The 15,099-nt window shown below is 50.3% G+C and carries 15 protein-coding genes; 6 read left to right on the top strand and 9 right to left on the bottom strand.

The annotated features are described in order from the left end of the window. Positions 1-915, top strand: coding sequence for a UDP-3-O-acyl-N-acetylglucosamine deacetylase (gene lpxC, locus AQULUS_RS08105; protein ID WP_148339558.1), 915 nt, complete (start codon positions 1-3; stop codon positions 913-915). Between the two features lie 81 nt (positions 916-996). On the opposite strand, the gene AQULUS_RS08100 is transcribed toward lpxC, so the two are convergent. Together AQULUS_RS08100 and AQULUS_RS08095 are read right to left on the bottom strand one after the other, a co-directional pair. Next, entirely contained in the window at positions 997-1,473 is a 477-nt protein-coding gene (locus AQULUS_RS08100) for a DciA family protein (protein ID WP_148339557.1), read from the bottom strand. Between the two features lie 81 nt (positions 1,474-1,554). Beyond that, a complete protein-coding gene (locus AQULUS_RS08095) occupies positions 1,555-2,874 on the bottom strand; it encodes a hypothetical protein (protein WP_148339556.1) in 1,320 nt (439 codons plus the stop codon). Positions 2,875-3,134: 260 nt separating this feature from the next. Between AQULUS_RS08095 and secA the strand changes: the two genes are divergently transcribed. The 3 genes from secA (at position 3,135) to AQULUS_RS08080 (ending at position 6,918) form a co-directional block, all read left to right on the top strand. Beyond that, positions 3,135-5,855, top strand: coding sequence for a preprotein translocase subunit SecA (gene secA, locus AQULUS_RS08090; RefSeq protein ID WP_148339555.1), 2,721 nt, complete (start codon positions 3,135-3,137; stop codon positions 5,853-5,855). Then, positions 5,834-6,241: a (deoxy)nucleoside triphosphate pyrophosphohydrolase gene (locus AQULUS_RS08085; protein ID WP_148339554.1), complete on the top strand. Its 408-nt coding sequence runs from the start codon at positions 5,834-5,836 to the stop codon at positions 6,239-6,241. Before secA ends, AQULUS_RS08085 begins: the two co-directional genes overlap by 22 nt. A 74-nt stretch (positions 6,242-6,315) precedes the next feature. Next, complete coding sequence (locus tag AQULUS_RS08080; protein ID WP_148339553.1) at positions 6,316-6,918, top strand: short chain dehydrogenase; 603 nt, start codon at positions 6,316-6,318, stop codon at positions 6,916-6,918. A gap of 21 nt (positions 6,919-6,939) precedes the next feature. On the opposite strand, the gene rfbB is transcribed toward AQULUS_RS08080, so the two are convergent. The 4 genes from rfbB to rfbA are packed head-to-tail and all read right to left on the bottom strand — an operon-like array spanning position 6,940 to position 10,264. Next, on the bottom strand, positions 6,940-7,950 hold the full coding sequence (rfbB, locus tag AQULUS_RS08075; protein WP_148339552.1) for a dTDP-glucose 4,6-dehydratase: 1,011 nt from the start codon (positions 7,948-7,950) through the stop codon (positions 6,940-6,942). Positions 7,951-7,960: 10 nt separating this feature from the next. Further along, positions 7,961-8,857, bottom strand: coding sequence for a dTDP-4-dehydrorhamnose reductase (gene rfbD, locus AQULUS_RS08070; RefSeq protein ID WP_172622786.1), 897 nt, complete (start codon positions 8,855-8,857; stop codon positions 7,961-7,963). Further along, complete coding sequence (gene rfbC / locus AQULUS_RS08065; RefSeq protein WP_148339550.1) at positions 8,838-9,383, bottom strand: dTDP-4-dehydrorhamnose 3,5-epimerase; 546 nt, start codon at positions 9,381-9,383, stop codon at positions 8,838-8,840. Before rfbC ends, rfbD begins: the two co-directional genes overlap by 20 nt. Before the next feature lie 17 nt (positions 9,384-9,400). Next, entirely contained in the window at positions 9,401-10,264 is an 864-nt protein-coding gene (gene rfbA / locus AQULUS_RS08060) for a glucose-1-phosphate thymidylyltransferase RfbA (RefSeq protein ID WP_148339549.1), read from the bottom strand. Positions 10,265-10,346: 82 nt separating this feature from the next. On the opposite strand from rfbA, the gene AQULUS_RS08055 reads away from it, so the two are divergent. Beyond that, positions 10,347-11,159, top strand: coding sequence for a glycosyltransferase family 2 protein (locus AQULUS_RS08055; protein ID WP_148339548.1), 813 nt, complete (start codon positions 10,347-10,349; stop codon positions 11,157-11,159). A gap of 28 nt (positions 11,160-11,187) precedes the next feature. Here the strand turns inward: AQULUS_RS08055 and AQULUS_RS08050 are convergent, their stop codons facing one another. Further along, the gene (locus AQULUS_RS08050) at positions 11,188-11,991 is read right to left on the bottom strand and encodes a ParB/RepB/Spo0J family partition protein (protein WP_172622785.1); all 804 of its coding nucleotides are present in this window, start codon (positions 11,989-11,991) and stop codon (positions 11,188-11,190) included. A 153-nt stretch (positions 11,992-12,144) separates the two neighbouring features. Between AQULUS_RS08050 and AQULUS_RS08045 the strand changes: the two genes are divergently transcribed. Next, on the top strand, positions 12,145-13,542 hold the full coding sequence (locus tag AQULUS_RS08045; protein WP_172622784.1) for an F-box protein: 1,398 nt from the start codon (positions 12,145-12,147) through the stop codon (positions 13,540-13,542). Positions 13,543-13,575: 33 nt separating this feature from the next. On the opposite strand, the gene AQULUS_RS08040 is transcribed toward AQULUS_RS08045, so the two are convergent. Beyond that, positions 13,576-14,598 (bottom strand): succinylglutamate desuccinylase/aspartoacylase family protein, encoded by a 1,023-nt coding sequence (locus tag AQULUS_RS08040; RefSeq protein WP_148339545.1) that lies wholly within the window; start codon positions 14,596-14,598, stop codon positions 13,576-13,578. Continuing rightward, the gene (locus AQULUS_RS08035) at positions 14,595-15,092 is read right to left on the bottom strand and encodes a hypothetical protein (protein WP_148339544.1); all 498 of its coding nucleotides are present in this window, start codon (positions 15,090-15,092) and stop codon (positions 14,595-14,597) included. Before AQULUS_RS08035 ends, AQULUS_RS08040 begins: the two co-directional genes overlap by 4 nt. Positions 15,093-15,099: the final 7 nt, after the last annotated feature.

Below are 15,099 nucleotides of genomic sequence, written 5' to 3'. Positions count from 1 at the left end.
ATGATTAAACAACGTACGCTTAAAAATGTTATTAAAGCCACGGGTATTACCTTGCATGGCGGTGAGCGTGCAGAGATTATCCTGCGTCCTGCGCCCGTGAATTCCGGAATCCTCTTCCGACGTATTGATCTCTCTCCCATAGTCGAAATACCGGCTCTGGCTGAACACGTAGGAGATACCACTTTATCTACCACGCTGACGAAAGATAATGTCAGGGTTTCTACCGTTGAGCATTTATTGTCCGCTTTTGCTGGATTAGGTATTGATAATGCATTCGTAGACGTCACCGCATCTGAAATTCCCATCATGGATGGCAGCGCCGGGCCTTTCGTATTTCTTATCCAGTCAGCGGGAATTGAAGAGCAAAATGCTCCCAAGCGGTTTATCCGCGTTAAACGCAAAGTCAAAATCAAGGAAGGTGATAAATGGGCTTCATTTGAACCATTCAATGGCTTCAAAGTGACTTTCACCATTGATTTCGATCATCCGCTTTTCAAGTCGCATACCAAAACCGCAACCCTGGACTTTTCCAGTCTGTCTTATGTCAAGGAAGTCAGCCGGGCTCGTACTTTTGGCTTTATGGCGGATTTTGAAAAGCTGCAGGCTCTTAACCTGGCGCGTGGCGCCAGCCTTGATAACGCGATTGCCATTGATGACTTCCGTGTCTTGAATGAAGACGGCCTGCGTTATGAAAATGAATTCGTTAAACACAAGATCCTGGACGCTGTCGGGGACTTGTATCTCCTGGGTTCCAGCCTGATTGGTGCTTTCACTGGCCATAAGTCCGGACATGCGCTTAACAACAAGTTGTTGCGCCATTTGCTCGCCAATAAGGAAGCATGGGAATTTGTCACTTTCGAAGACAAAACCACTGCACCGATTTCTTATCTGCGGCCGTTACTGCTGGAAGCGTAAGCTTACGCCAGTACTGTGTATTTTACCGGCTCTGAAATCCAACCGCTCATCTTCTTGCCGGGACACTATCTGTGTCCATTTTTAAGCTGTTTTGGTGTCTGTGCGGTTTGCGATTCTTTCCATGATGGCCCTCAATTTGGGGTCAGTGATGGACTCGGCCATCTCCCTGACCAATTCAGCCGTTTCACGCGCGAGCAGCGGCATGTTTCGTGTTCCCGCGGCGGAGGGTCTGGGAGCAGCAGAAGAAGAGGTGAGACGTACTTTGCATTCGATCAGCCGGATGTGCTTCAATCCTGGATCACAGCTGAATTGCCTGAGCAAATCGGCAGACATAAACCGCAGCCGGGTGGCAATGGACCCGTTTGCGACGGTGAATATCAGTTTTCCACCGGTCAGATTGGCGGCTTGGCAATACGGGGCAATTTCCGGAGCCAGATATCCGCTGATTTTTTGGTTTAACGCGGCCAGCGAACGAATTTTCGCGAACAGGGAACCCAGGTCCCTGCTCTGGCTCCCGATAAAGGCATCTGCTTTTCTAAAGGAAGAATCTTTCATCATGGACCTGAAAAAAACAACATGACTTCACTATAACAGTGTCGTGGCAAATGGCAAAGCCGCGCCCTGATCCAGTGTCATTTCTTACTTTGAGGACCGCAATCTGGCCGATTCGGCAACCGGCACAGGCGTGCTGGTATGAGCAGGGCCTGAGACAGGCAGGACTGAATCACCGGCTGCGCTGGAGGGAAACAGATGAGCCACGGCCCTTTGTGCCTGCGGTGAGTAAAATCCTTGAATGTTTCCGCGCGTCGATGTTTCAGAATCGGATTGATCCGGTGAGCTGGTGCCGGTTTCAAGGTCTGGTGTGTTATCCAGCAGGCGGCGAGTTTCCTGGGCAGAAGCGGGGGGCATGTCTGATGCGTACAAGAGATTTAATGTGGAATCTGTCCCTTCCTTGGTTGAAAAGAGCAGGTTCATGAAAAACGCATTGAGACCGCATAAGGCTGCAAGGCCGATAATCCAGCCATAAGGATTAAGCTGGAACAGTGTGTTCATGGTGAAAATGACGCTGATAAAAGGCCCCAATCCATTGCTGCCTAGCGAATCAAGGGTGCCGGTGGTGTAAGAGGCGATTTTATACGAAATGGTTTTGCAGTTCGCGGGAATGACAACCGCTTGCGCGTCTGCGCCGGGCTGCTGATTAAAATGTTTGTAAACACTCGGAAGCCAGGATACCACGGTAAGCAGGGTGGTTCCGCTGGCAAGACCGCTAAGAATGTTTGTGCCGGTGGTACCCAGGGCTTTCCCCAGATAGGGAAGACCCGCGATGGATGGTTTGGCGAAGAAAAAAGCCTGCATGGGATAGGTAACCAGGTTTAATGACGATGTCGCCAGCGTTTTGGCCATGCTTTTATTCAGCGCGAAATGTCGTTCGTCTACGCTTTCGCCAATAATGCGGGTATTCTGTTTGATATAGCGGTAGTCGTTCGTGTAGTAATTATACAGTGTTGCGCCTGCAACAATGACTGCGCCAATCTGTATCAGAATATCCTTCCAGAGTGCCGTTTCGGCTTCGGCGCTGACGAGGTTGTTCAAACCTTCGCTGATCAGCGTCGTCAGAAAATAAGCGCTGACGGCATTCATGCCTCCATAAATCATACCGGATGTTTTGAGCGCTCCATCGGTAATCCAGCCTCCCCAGCCCAATGGCGCCTGTTCTTCATTTTGAGGAGAGCTTGAGACCTGGGAGTAGGTTGGTACGGTCTTGACCAGAAATGTTGATCCAACGGTCCCGGTCACTCCTACGCCGATAGCGGCGGTAGCGGCGGGATGGCCGGTGGCCTTGAAGTAGTCCATCACCTTGATCAGACTGTAAAATCCTTGCCCGCCATTATATATGGCCCGGCTGACAACGGATATCCCTGTCACCACATAATCTTTCAAACGGCTCCAGAATGACATGATGCGCACCTGCGTAAGAATCAAAGCCTGGGAGTATACCTCCTGCCCGGGCGCAGGTCACGCCGGTCTCTCAGGCTTGCATGCGCCGCTTATTAATTGTTTGATGCCGCTTCATGCAGGCTGATAAGGCGTGCCGAACAAGCGTTTTTGCTATATACTTGCGCTGCTCGTGTTGTGCAGCGGGCAAATTGTTTATTTGACTTTTTCCTTGAACACGGTAATGTTTTCATTTGATTTTTTTCTAGGTAAAGACACATATCATGCTAAATCGCATTTTTACGAACGTTCTCGGCAGCCGCAATCAACGTGTACTGCGCAAGTATTGGAAAACAGTAGAAAGAATCAACGCGCTGGAACCACAGATCTCTTCTCTTTCTGATGAGGCGCTGCGCGCGAAAACAGGCGAGTTTCGCCAGCGTTTGCAAGGCGGCGAAGCACTGGATTCACTTTTGCCGGAAGCATTTGCAGTGGTTCGTGAAGCCGCAAGGCGTACGCTGAACATGCGTCATTTTGATGTCCAGCTGATAGGCGGTATGGTGTTGCACGGCGGCAATATCGCGGAAATGCGTACAGGCGAAGGTAAAACACTGGTCGCGACACTCTCGGCTTATCTGAATGCCTTGCCGCAGAATGGCGTGCATATTGTGACGGTCAATGATTATCTTGCGCGGCGCGACGCGGAATGGATGCGGCCCTTGTATGAATTTCTGGGACTGTCGGTAGGCGTCAATCTGCACGGCATGAACGCTGCAGACAAGCAGGCAGCTTACCGGTCGGACATTACCTATGGGACAAATAATGAATTCGGGTTTGATTACCTGCGCGATAACATGGTGTTCAGCCTGGCTGACAAAGTCCAGCGCGGCTTGCATTACGCCATTGTGGATGAAGTGGACTCCATTCTGATCGATGAGGCGCGTACTCCTCTTATCATTTCCGGTTCCGCGGAAGACAGTGTGGATTTGTATATCACCATTAACGAAATTATTCCGCAGCTGATCAAACAGGAACAAAAGGACGGCCCTGGTGATTATTCACTGGATGAAAAAACCAAGCAGGCGTTTTTAAGCGAGGAAGGCCATCAGCACGTTGAAGAGTTACTGACCAAAGCCGGTTTGCTGAGAGAAGGGGAAAGCCTTTACGACGCCCAGAATATCGTATTAATGCACCACATTTATGCGGCGTTGCGCGCGCATACCCTGTTTCATCGTGATATCGACTACATCGTGCAGCAAGGCGATGTGGTGATTGTGGATGAGCACACGGGCAGAACCATGCCTGGCCGGCGCTGGTCGGATGGATTGCACCAGGCGGTGGAAGCGAAGGAAAAAGTCAAGATTAACCAGGAAAACCAGACACTCGCTTCAATTACCTTCCAGAATTATTTCCGCATTTATCAGAAACTTGCCGGCATGACAGGCACGGCTGACACAGAAGCATATGAATTCCAGCAGATTTACGGACTGGAAGTCATTGTGATTCCCACGCACAAGGCCATGATACGGGAAGACAATCCAGATTTTGTCTATATGTCCAGTGAGGAAAAATTTACGGCGATTGTCGCGGACATCAAGAAAACCCATGAAACCAGACAGCCTATTCTGGTCGGCACCACGTCGATTGAAGCGTCGGAATATCTCTCTGGCTTGTTGAAGAAAGAGAAAATTCCACACCAGGTATTAAATGCCAAATTCCATGAAAAAGAAGCGCAGATTGTCGCCGAAGCGGGTCGTCCCGGCGCGGTGACCATTGCGACCAATATGGCGGGCCGCGGCACCGACATTGTTTTGGGCGGTAATCTGGAAGCAGAATTAAGAGCACTGGAATCACCGGCTCCCGAAGAAATTGAAAAGCGGAGAAAAGCCTGGGATGACCGTCACGCGCAAGTGGTGGCATCCGGAGGCTTGTATGTGCTGGGAACCGAGCGGCATGAGTCCCGCCGTATCGACAACCAGCTGCGCGGACGGTCCGGCCGTCAGGGCGATCCTGGCAAATCGCGATTTTATCTTTCCCTTCAGGATAATCTGCTGCGTATTTTTGGCGGTGAACGTCTGAATGCCATCATGCAGCGCATAGGCATGGAAAAAGGCGCGGCGCTGGAATCGCGCATGTTGTCGCGCAGTATTGAAAATGCCCAGCGCAAGGTTGAAGCCTACAATTTCGATGTGCGTAAACAATTGCTGGAATATGATGATGTGGCCAATGAACAGCGCAAGGTCATATACCGCCAGAGAGACGAACTGCTGACGGCGGAAAGTGTCGCGGAGACCATTACCGATATCAGCCGCCGGGTGATAGATCAGCTGGTCAGCGCATTCATTCCACCGCACAGCATGGAAGAAGAGTGGGATATTCCGGGCCTGGAACAGCGACTGGAAAGTGATTTCAACCTGAAATTGCCGGTGAGCAAGTGGCTGGAACAGGATGAAACCCTGGATGAAGAAAAGCTGCGTGAACGCATACAATCCGAATTCCGGCAGGCGTATGCACAGAAAGACGAGCAAGTCACACCCAAGGTGATGCGTCAATTTGAAAAAGCCGTTATGCTGCAGACGCTGGATATTTCCTGGCGCGAGCACCTGGCAGCGATGGATTATCTGCGCCAGGGGATACACTTGCGCGGTTATGCACAAAAGAATCCTAAACAGGAATACAAGCGCGAAGCTTTTGAGCTGTTTGCCCAGCTCCTGGACAAGGTTAACTATGATGTGATTTCCTCTCTTAGCAAGTTTGAAGTCAAGGTTGAACAAGATGTTGAGCAAATGCAGGCGCAGCGCCGTCATGCCGCTCCCACGCTCATGGAATACCAGCATGCTGAAGTCGATGCTTTGCATGATTCCGAGGTGGCGGTCAGGGAAATGGAGCCGGCTTTTCTTGCCAATCAGACTTTCACGCGCGGCGCGGTCAAGACTGGCCGCAATGACCCCTGTCCCTGCGGGTCAGGAAAAAAATACAAGCAATGTCACGGGAAACTCGGTTGAAGACCATACATGCCGTTGCGGGTATTCTCATGCGCAACAGCCGCCTGCTGGTGGCGGAACGGCCCAAGGGTAAGCCTTACAGCGGTTTCTGGGAATTTCCGGGCGGCAAGATCGAGCAGAATGAATCGGGCGAGTCTGCGTTGAAGCGTGAATTACAGGAAGAATTAGGTATAGAAGTCATGGCTGCTTCGCATTTGTTTGATCACACTTATTCATACCCGGATAAAATCGTGCATCTTGAAATCTGGCTGGTCGCGGAATTTTCGGGCGAGCCAAAAAGCCTGGAAAATCAGGCGATACAATGGCTTACTCGCGAGGAAATTCTGTCTCTGCCCTTGCTGGAAGGCAATTGGCCTGTCATGGATAAATTAGTTTCAATATTCTAATAAGCGTGCTATTTGCAAATATTGTTTTTCTCATTCCAAGCATATAATCTTACTTCAAAACTGAGGGCATAATCATGAGAATCATTGTAGTGGGGGGAACGGGAACTATCGGCAAGGCGGTAGTCAGCGAGCTCGCCAAGCGCCATACAGTCATTGTGGCGGGATTCACGCACGGTGATGTGCAAGTGAATATCAGAGACATTCAATCCATAGAAAACATGTACCAGTCTGTGGGACAGTTCGACGCAGTGGTTTCAACAGTGGGCAAAGTGCATTTTGGAAGCCTGGCCGATATGACGGCGGAAAATTATTTTGTCGGGCTGCAGGACAAGCTGATGGGTCAGGTGAATCTGGTTACAGCAGGTCTGGCACGCATACAAGACGGGGGATCTTTCACCCTGACCAGCGGAATATTGAGTGCTGATCCCATACGCTACGGCGCTTCGGCTTCCATGGTGAACGGCGCAATCGACAGCTTTTGCAAGGCTGCGGCGATTGAAATGACCAGGCAAATCCGTATTAATGCGGTGAGTCCGACGGTCATTACCGAATCCCTGGAGGATTACGGTGATTATTTTCATGGTTTCGAATCCGTGCCTGCCGCGCGCGCGGCCCTTGCCTACAGCAAAAGCGTTGAAGGGGCGCAGACCGGACAAGTGTACCAGATCTGGCGATGATGCGTTCTTGTAAAGTAAGAGCTAATCTCGCCAGTAAAAGTCTATGGTCTTTTTGATCCCTGTCTCGAAGGATTCCTGCGGCTCCCAGCCCAGTTCCGTTTTAATCTTGGCATGGTCGATGGCGTAACGAAAATCGTGACCGGGCCGGTCTGTAACAAATTCCAGTAAAGTCGAGTGTGACTTTTCACGCGGACGGCGTTTATCTATCTGTTCGCAGATGTAACGCGCCAATTGAATATTTTCCCATTCGTTCTGACCGCCCAGATTGTAACGTTCGCCAGTTTTTCCGTGTTTGATGATATCCAGAATGCCTTTGCAGTGATCATCGACATACATCCAGTCACGAATATTTTTTCCGTTTCCGTAAATGGGGACAGGCTGCCAGTTCAGGCAGGAACGAATGATGGTGGGGATGAATTTTTCCGGATGCTGGTATGGGCCGTAATTATTCGAACAATTGGAAATGGTCACCGGCAATCCGTAGGTATGAAAATAGGCGCTGACCAAATGATCCGAGCCGGCTTTGGTGGCGGAATAAGGTGAGCGCGGTGCGTAAGCGGTTTTTTCCGTGAAAGGCGGTTCGCTGCCGGACAGGGATCCATACACTTCATCGGTAGATATATGGTGAAACCGGCATTGCGACGCATCGATTTCATCAACTTCAAACCAGTGGTAACGCGCGGATTCCAGCAGGACGAATGTTCCCGTGACATTGGTTTCAACAAATGCCGCGGGCCCCGAGATGGATCGATCGACATGGCTTTCGGCCGCAAAATGCACGATAGTGTCGATATGATGATGCTGGAGAACATGGCGTATGAATTCGGCGTCGGTGATGTCGCCGCGGATAAAATGATGACGTTCGCCGCCGGGTAAATCCCTGAGATTATCAAGCGAGCCTGCGTAAGTCAGTTTGTCGAGATTGATGATATGAACCGCAGGTTCGTTCGCAAGCACATGACGGATGAAATTTGCGCCTATGAATCCTGCGCCGCCCGTGACCAACATGAATCGAGGTTGATACTTCTGCATGAGGAGTTCCTTATGTGTTTGTCTTATCCTGTCCTGATAGAAGGGACGGAACAATTTTTTTTACGGCATCCATCCATGCGGCTTGTGTAATTTGATAATCGCTGGCGATCTTATGACAATCCAGGACAGAAAATGCCGGCCGCATCGCCGGTGTATGATATTCCGCCGCGGGAACGGGGTGGATTTTTGTGACGCGAAGTTTTTTATGGCGGTTCGCTTCCTGAATGATGACGGAGGCGAATTGGTGCCACGATACTGGCGCGGTGTCGCAATAGTGATAGGTTCCCCAGGGGGATGATTTGTCCGCCAGATCATAAATGACCTTGGCGATATGGCCCGCGTATGTCGGGCAAGTGACCTGGTCGGCAATCACGCGTAACTCATCCCGCTCGGCGGCAAGCCGCAGCATGGTTTTGAGAAAATTATGGCCGAATTCACTGAAAACCGCGCTGACGCGCAAAATGACATGTTCTTCACACTGTTCCCGCACAGCCTGTTCGCCCAGCCACTTGCTTTTGCCATAGATATTGAGCGGGTGACAGGTGTCTTCTTCGCGGTAAGGAGTTTTAGAATGCCCGTCAAAGAGGTAATCAGTAGAGAGATGAATAAGCGGAATCCGGTTTTTACGACAGGCAGCAGCGATATTTTGTGCGCCAAGATGGTTCACGCGCATCGCGGCATCTTGTTCCTGTTCTGCCTTGTCAACCGCAGTATATGCGGCTGCATTGACAATGAGATCGGGTTTGTGGCGCGAAATCGCCTTTTGAATGGAGGCCTCTTGTGTAATGTCCAGGTCTGAGCGCGTTGCCGCAACAAGATGAAAGCGGGTGTGCTGGTATGCGCGTAAGGCGTTTGCCAGCTGTCCTGCGCCGCCGGTGACAAGAATTTTAAGGGAATAATTTTGCATGCGTAATATCATTCAGGCCGGGAAGTATTTCATCTTTGGGTGACAGAACCGGATTGTGCACGAGCCAGGGAATATTGAGACGTTTGTCATTCCAGGCGATGCCTTGTTCTGTGCCGGGAAAGTAATAGTCTGTGCATTTATAATGAAAGTCAGCCTCCTCCGACAACACACAAAAACCGTGGGCGAACCCGGGTGGAATATAGATCTGTTTGTGGTTTTCATCGTTGAGGTGCGCGCCAAACCATTGACCGAATGTCGGTGAAGAAACGCGAATGTCCACGGCCACATCCCATACGCTGCCGCGCGTGACATAGACCAGCTTGCCCTGCGGATGCGGCAGCTGGTAATGCAGTCCGCGCAGTACGCCGTATCTGGAGCGCGAAACATTGTCTTGCACAAAAGCCGGAATGCCGTGTTCCTGATAACGCTGCTGTTGAAATACTTCATAAAAATAGCCGCGGCTGTCAGTGAAGATTCTGGGTTCAATGATTAGCAGGCCCGTCAGCGGCCCTTCAGTGATTTTCATAATATTCTCTTTTGCTTTTATTCAACCAGATCCAGCAGATATTCGCCATAACCGCTTTTGACTTGAGTGGCGGCGAGCTTTTCGAGCTGATCGATCGTGATTAATCCCGTGCGCCAGGCAACTTCTTCCGGGCTGCCGATTTTCAAACCCTGGCGCTGTTCCAGGACATAAATGAAATTGGCGGCATCCAGTAAAGACTTATGTGTGCCGGTGTCCAGCCAGGCAGTGCCGCGTCCGATTTTTTCAACCTGTAATTTATTCTGCTTCAGGTAATGCCGGTTGACATCAGTGATTTCGAGTTCGCCGCGGGCTGACGGTTTCAATCCTTTCGCGATGCGGATGACATCATTGTCGTAAAAATACAAGCCGATGACAGCGTAATGTGATACGAATGCGGCGGGCTTTTCAATAATATCAACGGGCTGCTGGGCCTTGTCGAAGACAATGACGCCATAACGCTCAGGATCAGAAACATAATAGCCGAAGATGGTTGCTCCAGACGGCTGGGCGGCGGCGTGGCGCAGCCGGTCTGACAGACTGTCGCCGTACAGAATGTTATCTCCCAGAATCAGACAGACTGAATCCTGGCCGATAAAATGCTCAGCAATGATAAATGCCTGGGCAATTCCCTCCGGCCGGGGCTGGGAAGCATAGGAAAGGGAGATGCCCCATTGCGATCCGTCACTCAGAAGCTCCTGGAACATGGGCAATTCATGAGGGGTGGTAATGATCAGGATATCGCGTATTCCGGCTTGCATGAGTGTGCAAATCGGATAATAAATCATGGGCTTATCATAAACCGGCAAGAGTTGTTTGCTGATGGACCGGGTTGCCGGGTAGAGCCTCGTCCCTAACCCGCCCGCTAAGATTATGCCTTTCATTGATGCCCCAAAGGTTCTTCACGTTAGTTATAGAAGCGCGTATTATAGTCGCTCTTTAATTCTCTGTGAACTTTGAATAGACATGAAACACCCGCAAGTGACGATATTAATACCTAATTATAAAACGCCGGAACTGACGAAGCTTTGCCTGCGTCTGATTCGCAAACACACTTGTCACGGGCAGGCTGAAGTTATTGTGATTGATAACGAATCCCGGGATGCATCCATCGAGTATTTGCGCAGTCTTTCCTGGATAAAATTAATCGAACGGAAAGCTGTTCCCGGCGAAGGGGCTATTTCCGCACATTCCAGAGCCCTGGACCTCGGTCTGGAACAGGTCAGCACGCCCTATGTCTTGTCCATCCATACTGATACGCTGATAAAACACCCGCACTGGCTGAATTTTCTGATTTCACACATGGAAAAAAAAACCGCCATCGCGGGAGTGGGCTCCTGGAAGCTCGAAGCCAAACCGATGTGGCGGCAAGTCTTGAAAAAGCTTGAACGCAATGCCCAGCTGGCTTATTACCGTCTGCTGAGACAAAACCCGCAAGCCATAGAAGGAGTGGGCAAGAATTATTATTATCTGCGTAGTCATTGCGCCATGTACCGTATGGATTTGATCAGGCGTTTGAACCTGAGTTTTTCTGGCGGCGACATGGTTGCGGGAAAAGACATGCACAAGCGGCTGGTGGACAGCGGGCACGAAATGGTTTTTCTGTCTTCTGAAGTGCTAGTGAAATACCTGGATCATATCAATCACGCCACGACGGTTTTAAATCCGGAATTAAGCACGCGCACGAAAAGCGTGGAAAAAGGCTTGCGGCGCATCCGGAACAGTCTCGCCAGATTGAATGCGGAATCGATACTCTCTGATTCCAGGCTGGATTTGTGAGTGTTTTTTTCGGAGTGTCGGCCCGTGATTAATCTTCAAACTTGAAGCCCAGACGGTCAAAATGGCCTTCCAGTTCATCGATATTGTTAAAGCGTATGCGTACATAGCCGCCGCCGCGTTCTTCATATTCTATCTGTGTGCGGTTGCCCAGGTGTTCAGACAGGGCGGTTTCAAGCTGCTTGAGGTTGGCGTCAGAATAAGGGCCTTCTGTGACGGCAGAAGCATTTTGCAGTTTTTTCGCCTCCAGTTCCATTTTACGCACATTCCAGCCTTTCTGTATGCCGCGCTGGGCTAGTTCCACCTGATGTCCGCGGTCCAGGCCGGCGAGGATTTTTCCATGGCCTTCGCTTAACTGCCCGCTGATCAGCCACTGTTGTACCTGGGTATCCAGTTTGAGCAGCCGTAATGAATTGGTAATGGCTGTGCGTGATTTGCCGACGGACGCGGCGACTTCTTCATGCAGATATTGAAACTCATCGATTAATCGCTGGTAAGCCTGGGCTTCTTCAATGGGATTCAAATCGGCCCGGCTGATATTTTCCACGATGGAAGCCTGTAACGCCTGTTCATCGGTATATTGGCAGACCAGGCAGCTGACATCCGGCAATCCTGCCAATTGCGCCGCGCGCCAGCGCCGTTCCCCGGCGACGATTTCATACTGGCCCGAGGCGGCGGGGCGGACGACGATAGGCTGCAATAAGCCGCCGGTACTTTTTATGGAATCCGCCAGTTCACGCAGTTTTTCAGGGTCGAAATGCTGCCGGGGCTGATATTTGCCGCGTAACAGCAAATCAATAGGAATTTGTTGCAATGAGGGTCGTCGTTTTAGCATGGCAGTTAGTGTAACCGAAATTTCCATGCAGGAGTATATTGCCTGGGCATATTTTTATCAAATTTGCTTTTACGCCTTGAGCATTGACTTCTGGTGGACTAATATCATTTTTCTATAAAAATGGCTAACCTCTTCACAAGCGGGGATAAGAGAATGAATTTTTCACTGCAAATCCAGGCGCTATTTTCTGAATGCCGCCTGCTGCGCCAGCATTTAGGCGCTATCAATCCCTATCTGAGTGAAGCGTTACACGATTTGCAACGTGATTTAAAACGCCTTGCCGGATTGAGCGGCCCTGATGGGGAGGCGGAAACCGCTGCGGCAGAAGCACTTTCTTCCCTGGAATCCATCAGGAAATCACTGCTGCAGGAGGTATTGAAGTCGCCTGACCAGGCGGCGCAAACCCTGTTTTTATTTACCGAGGCGCGCGTCACCATGATGAGGGAACCAGCTGAAGGCCAGACGGAAGCCCAGCTTGTGGAAAATTATCTCAAGACCGTCTCCCGGCTCTATCTGCAAGTGAGAAGCGAAGCTGATTTTCTTTCTCGCATGCCCGCGGAAATCAAACAGAATATTTTCTCTTATCTTGGTCCGGAATCGCTGCGCCGCTTCAGCATGGTGAGCGCCGGCAGCAAACAGGCAGTGATGGACTATCCTCTGCGCCGCATTTACTATGCGGTTGGCATCCCCATTGATTTATATGGCACTTTTAGTTCCTATCTGGGTGATTTTAACCTGACCTACCTGGGTGCTTCAGGCGCGGATGTTTCAAGCAGTCAAATGCGCAGCCATTATTCTGCCAACGAGATTACCGCAAGCTTGTTTCATCATGGCAAATGGATGCGGCTGTTTCCGGATCTTGCTTCCGCCTACCGCTATTGTCATTTTCAGACTCCCGCACAGTATAACGCCAAGCTGGATGTTTTCTTTCCGTATGAGACGCCGGCTGTGTTTCTCGTGAAATTGAAAAGCGGAGTGCAAGTGCAGAGAATGTGTATCACACTGCGGGAAAGCTGGCTGGAAGCGGCGCCTGCTCCGCCGCGTCCCAGGTCAGCGGTCATTGGCTTTTTCAATGCGCCGGCATCCAATCTTGACGAGATTGTAGCTGCCAGGTTTGATACCTCTAACCAACATCGTTTGTTCGCTGTCAGTCAATCTTCTTCCCAGGCGAAAAAATACCCGGTGGAATTTGCAGAGGTTTGGGATGAAGTGACGACAGAGCGTGAAAAATCATTCACTCAGTGGGTAAAACTGGCAGTGGCCCGGTTGTTCGCCAGTTATTCTTCTCCGTTTTATGCCAGGTTGACGCGGCACCACCACCAGAAAGTGGAAGATATTCTCGCATTCCTGGATTCCGAGCGCAGCCTGGATGAAATGCATCAATATGTGACTGCCATGCAGCAGCGTGTGCGCGCGGAAGATAGCAATAACTTGTCAGGCTGTTTTAATTTGATGCTGGATTTTACCCTGGACAAATTGTCTGTACATATTGAGGCATCCAGGCTTGAAGATGTTAATCAGTATGTGAGCAGGTTCCGGCCTTTTACATAAACGGCTAAACGGTTTTATTCATTTTTGTCACCGTCAGGGATTGGAAATTTCCTCGCGCAGTTCTTCGATGTAAGCGCGCACACCCGTGATTTTTTTAAAGCTCGCGATGTGATATAAGGCGTCGCCTTCGGTGGTCATGGCTTTTAGCGACTGGCCGATCACAATTCCATCGAATGGCGCGATGACAGGGGTTGATGGGTTCATCAGAAACGGATCATGGATGCGGGCAAGTATTTCCCCCTGCTTGACTGACCGCGCGAATGCATCCTTGACAGGTTCGATTAAACCGCTTGCCGGCGCGCGTACCCAGCGGCTGGTTTTAGTGATGACTGATTTTGATTTTTTGCCCGCATGCCTGTCTCCGGATTTCACCATTTTCAAATGATGCATGACACTCACGATACCGCGTACGCCTGCGCGAATACAGAGTTCATTAAACCGCAGGGCTTCGCCGCCTTCATAAACAATCAGAGGAATCCCCAGTTCGCTTGCGGCCTGCCTGAGTGAACCGTCGCGCTGTTTGGAATCCAGAATAACGGGGGCATTAAAGCTGCGGGCGAAATCTTTTGAACCGGGAGTGCTAAAGTCAACGCGCAGCTGCGGCATGTTCATTCTGCCGACCGCGCCGGTATGCAAATCAATCCCGTAATTGCAATTCGACATGACATGCTGGATCAAGGCGTGCGCAAGCCGTCCCGCCAGTGTGCCCTTTTTTGAGCCGGGAAATGAGCGGTTCAAGTCCCTTCTGTCAGAGAGATAGCGTGTCTGCATGATGACACCATGAATATTGACCACCGGCACGGTAATCAATGTCCCTTTCAGCTCCTGTTTATGTATATATTCATGCACCCTGCGTATGATTTCTATGCTGTTTAATTCATCCCCATGTATTGCGCTGACGATAAATAATTTGGGTCCGGCCCGCTTTCCGTGAAAGATGTGGACAGGGATATCAATTTTGATTTGTGTATTGATATTGGGGGCGGGGAATAGAATGACTTTTCGCTCTCCGGGTTTGATGGTGTTGCCTGCAATAATGAGTGTCTTGTTTTTCATGGCGTAAACCCCGGTACTTTGATGGCCGGCAGTATCAGCATGGCGGTTGAAGGTGAATTTGAATTTGCACATGCAGCGACCGCGTCGCGCCATAGCTTGGCCTTGATTTGTTCGGCGCGTTTCAATTCTTCGTGAACGGCATTAAAATCAGGAATAAGCTTGTATACGGCCAGTCGGGAGTTGATATACATCATGAAGTCTTTTCTTAGCGCGGATTGCTCATCCGGCTTCAGCATGTCCAGCCTGAGATAAGCCGTGCCAATCGCATTCGCTTCTTCAATGATCATTATTCGTCTTTGGTCGAATCGCTGGCTGGCGCTGGAAAAAGTGAAGGCGACCAGTAATGCCATCAAGGTGAATACTGCTCCTTCCGTGATGTTTAATCCGCCGGTGACTGCCCTTTGTTTTCCAAAATGGTGGCCAAGCGCGATGAGCAAGATCATGAGAATGAAAAGTGCGAGAGCCGAAAGTATTCCTATGATTGAATAATTCATGTTCACG

The sequence above is a fragment of the Aquicella siphonis genome, assembly GCF_902459485.1.
Taxonomy (GTDB): domain Bacteria; phylum Pseudomonadota; class Gammaproteobacteria; order DSM-16500; family DSM-16500; genus Aquicella; species Aquicella siphonis.
The sequence above is the reverse complement of the archived record's forward strand: the minus strand, read 5'-3'. Positions and strand labels throughout refer to the sequence as shown.

Bases quoted from the DNA above. Each gene is read 5' to 3' on its own strand.
- lpxC (WP_148339558.1), top strand. From the start codon at position 1: ATGATTAAACAACGTACGCTTAAAAATGTTATTAAAGCCACGGGTATT.
- AQULUS_RS08100 (WP_148339557.1), bottom strand. From the start codon at position 1,473: ATGATGAAAGATTCTTCCTTTAGAAAAGCAGATGCCTTTATCGGGAGC.
- AQULUS_RS08095 (WP_148339556.1), bottom strand. From the start codon at position 2,874: ATGTCATTCTGGAGCCGTTTGAAAGATTATGTGGTGACAGGGATATCC.
- secA (WP_148339555.1), top strand. From the start codon at position 3,135: ATGCTAAATCGCATTTTTACGAACGTTCTCGGCAGCCGCAATCAACGT.
- AQULUS_RS08085 (WP_148339554.1), top strand. From the start codon at position 5,834: ATGTCACGGGAAACTCGGTTGAAGACCATACATGCCGTTGCGGGTATT.
- AQULUS_RS08080 (WP_148339553.1), top strand. From the start codon at position 6,316: ATGAGAATCATTGTAGTGGGGGGAACGGGAACTATCGGCAAGGCGGTA.
- rfbB (WP_148339552.1), bottom strand. From the start codon at position 7,950: ATGCAGAAGTATCAACCTCGATTCATGTTGGTCACGGGCGGCGCAGGA.
- rfbD (WP_172622786.1), bottom strand. From the start codon at position 8,857: ATGCAAAATTATTCCCTTAAAATTCTTGTCACCGGCGGCGCAGGACAG.
- rfbC (WP_148339550.1), bottom strand. From the start codon at position 9,383: ATGAAAATCACTGAAGGGCCGCTGACGGGCCTGCTAATCATTGAACCC.
- rfbA (WP_148339549.1), bottom strand. From the start codon at position 10,264: ATGAAAGGCATAATCTTAGCGGGCGGGTTAGGGACGAGGCTCTACCCG.
- AQULUS_RS08055 (WP_148339548.1), top strand. From the start codon at position 10,347: ATGAAACACCCGCAAGTGACGATATTAATACCTAATTATAAAACGCCG.
- AQULUS_RS08050 (WP_172622785.1), bottom strand. From the start codon at position 11,991: ATGCTAAAACGACGACCCTCATTGCAACAAATTCCTATTGATTTGCTG.
- AQULUS_RS08045 (WP_172622784.1), top strand. From the start codon at position 12,145: ATGAATTTTTCACTGCAAATCCAGGCGCTATTTTCTGAATGCCGCCTG.
- AQULUS_RS08040 (WP_148339545.1), bottom strand. From the start codon at position 14,598: ATGAAAAACAAGACACTCATTATTGCAGGCAACACCATCAAACCCGGA.
- AQULUS_RS08035 (WP_148339544.1), bottom strand. From the start codon at position 15,092: ATGAATTATTCAATCATAGGAATACTTTCGGCTCTCGCACTTTTCATT.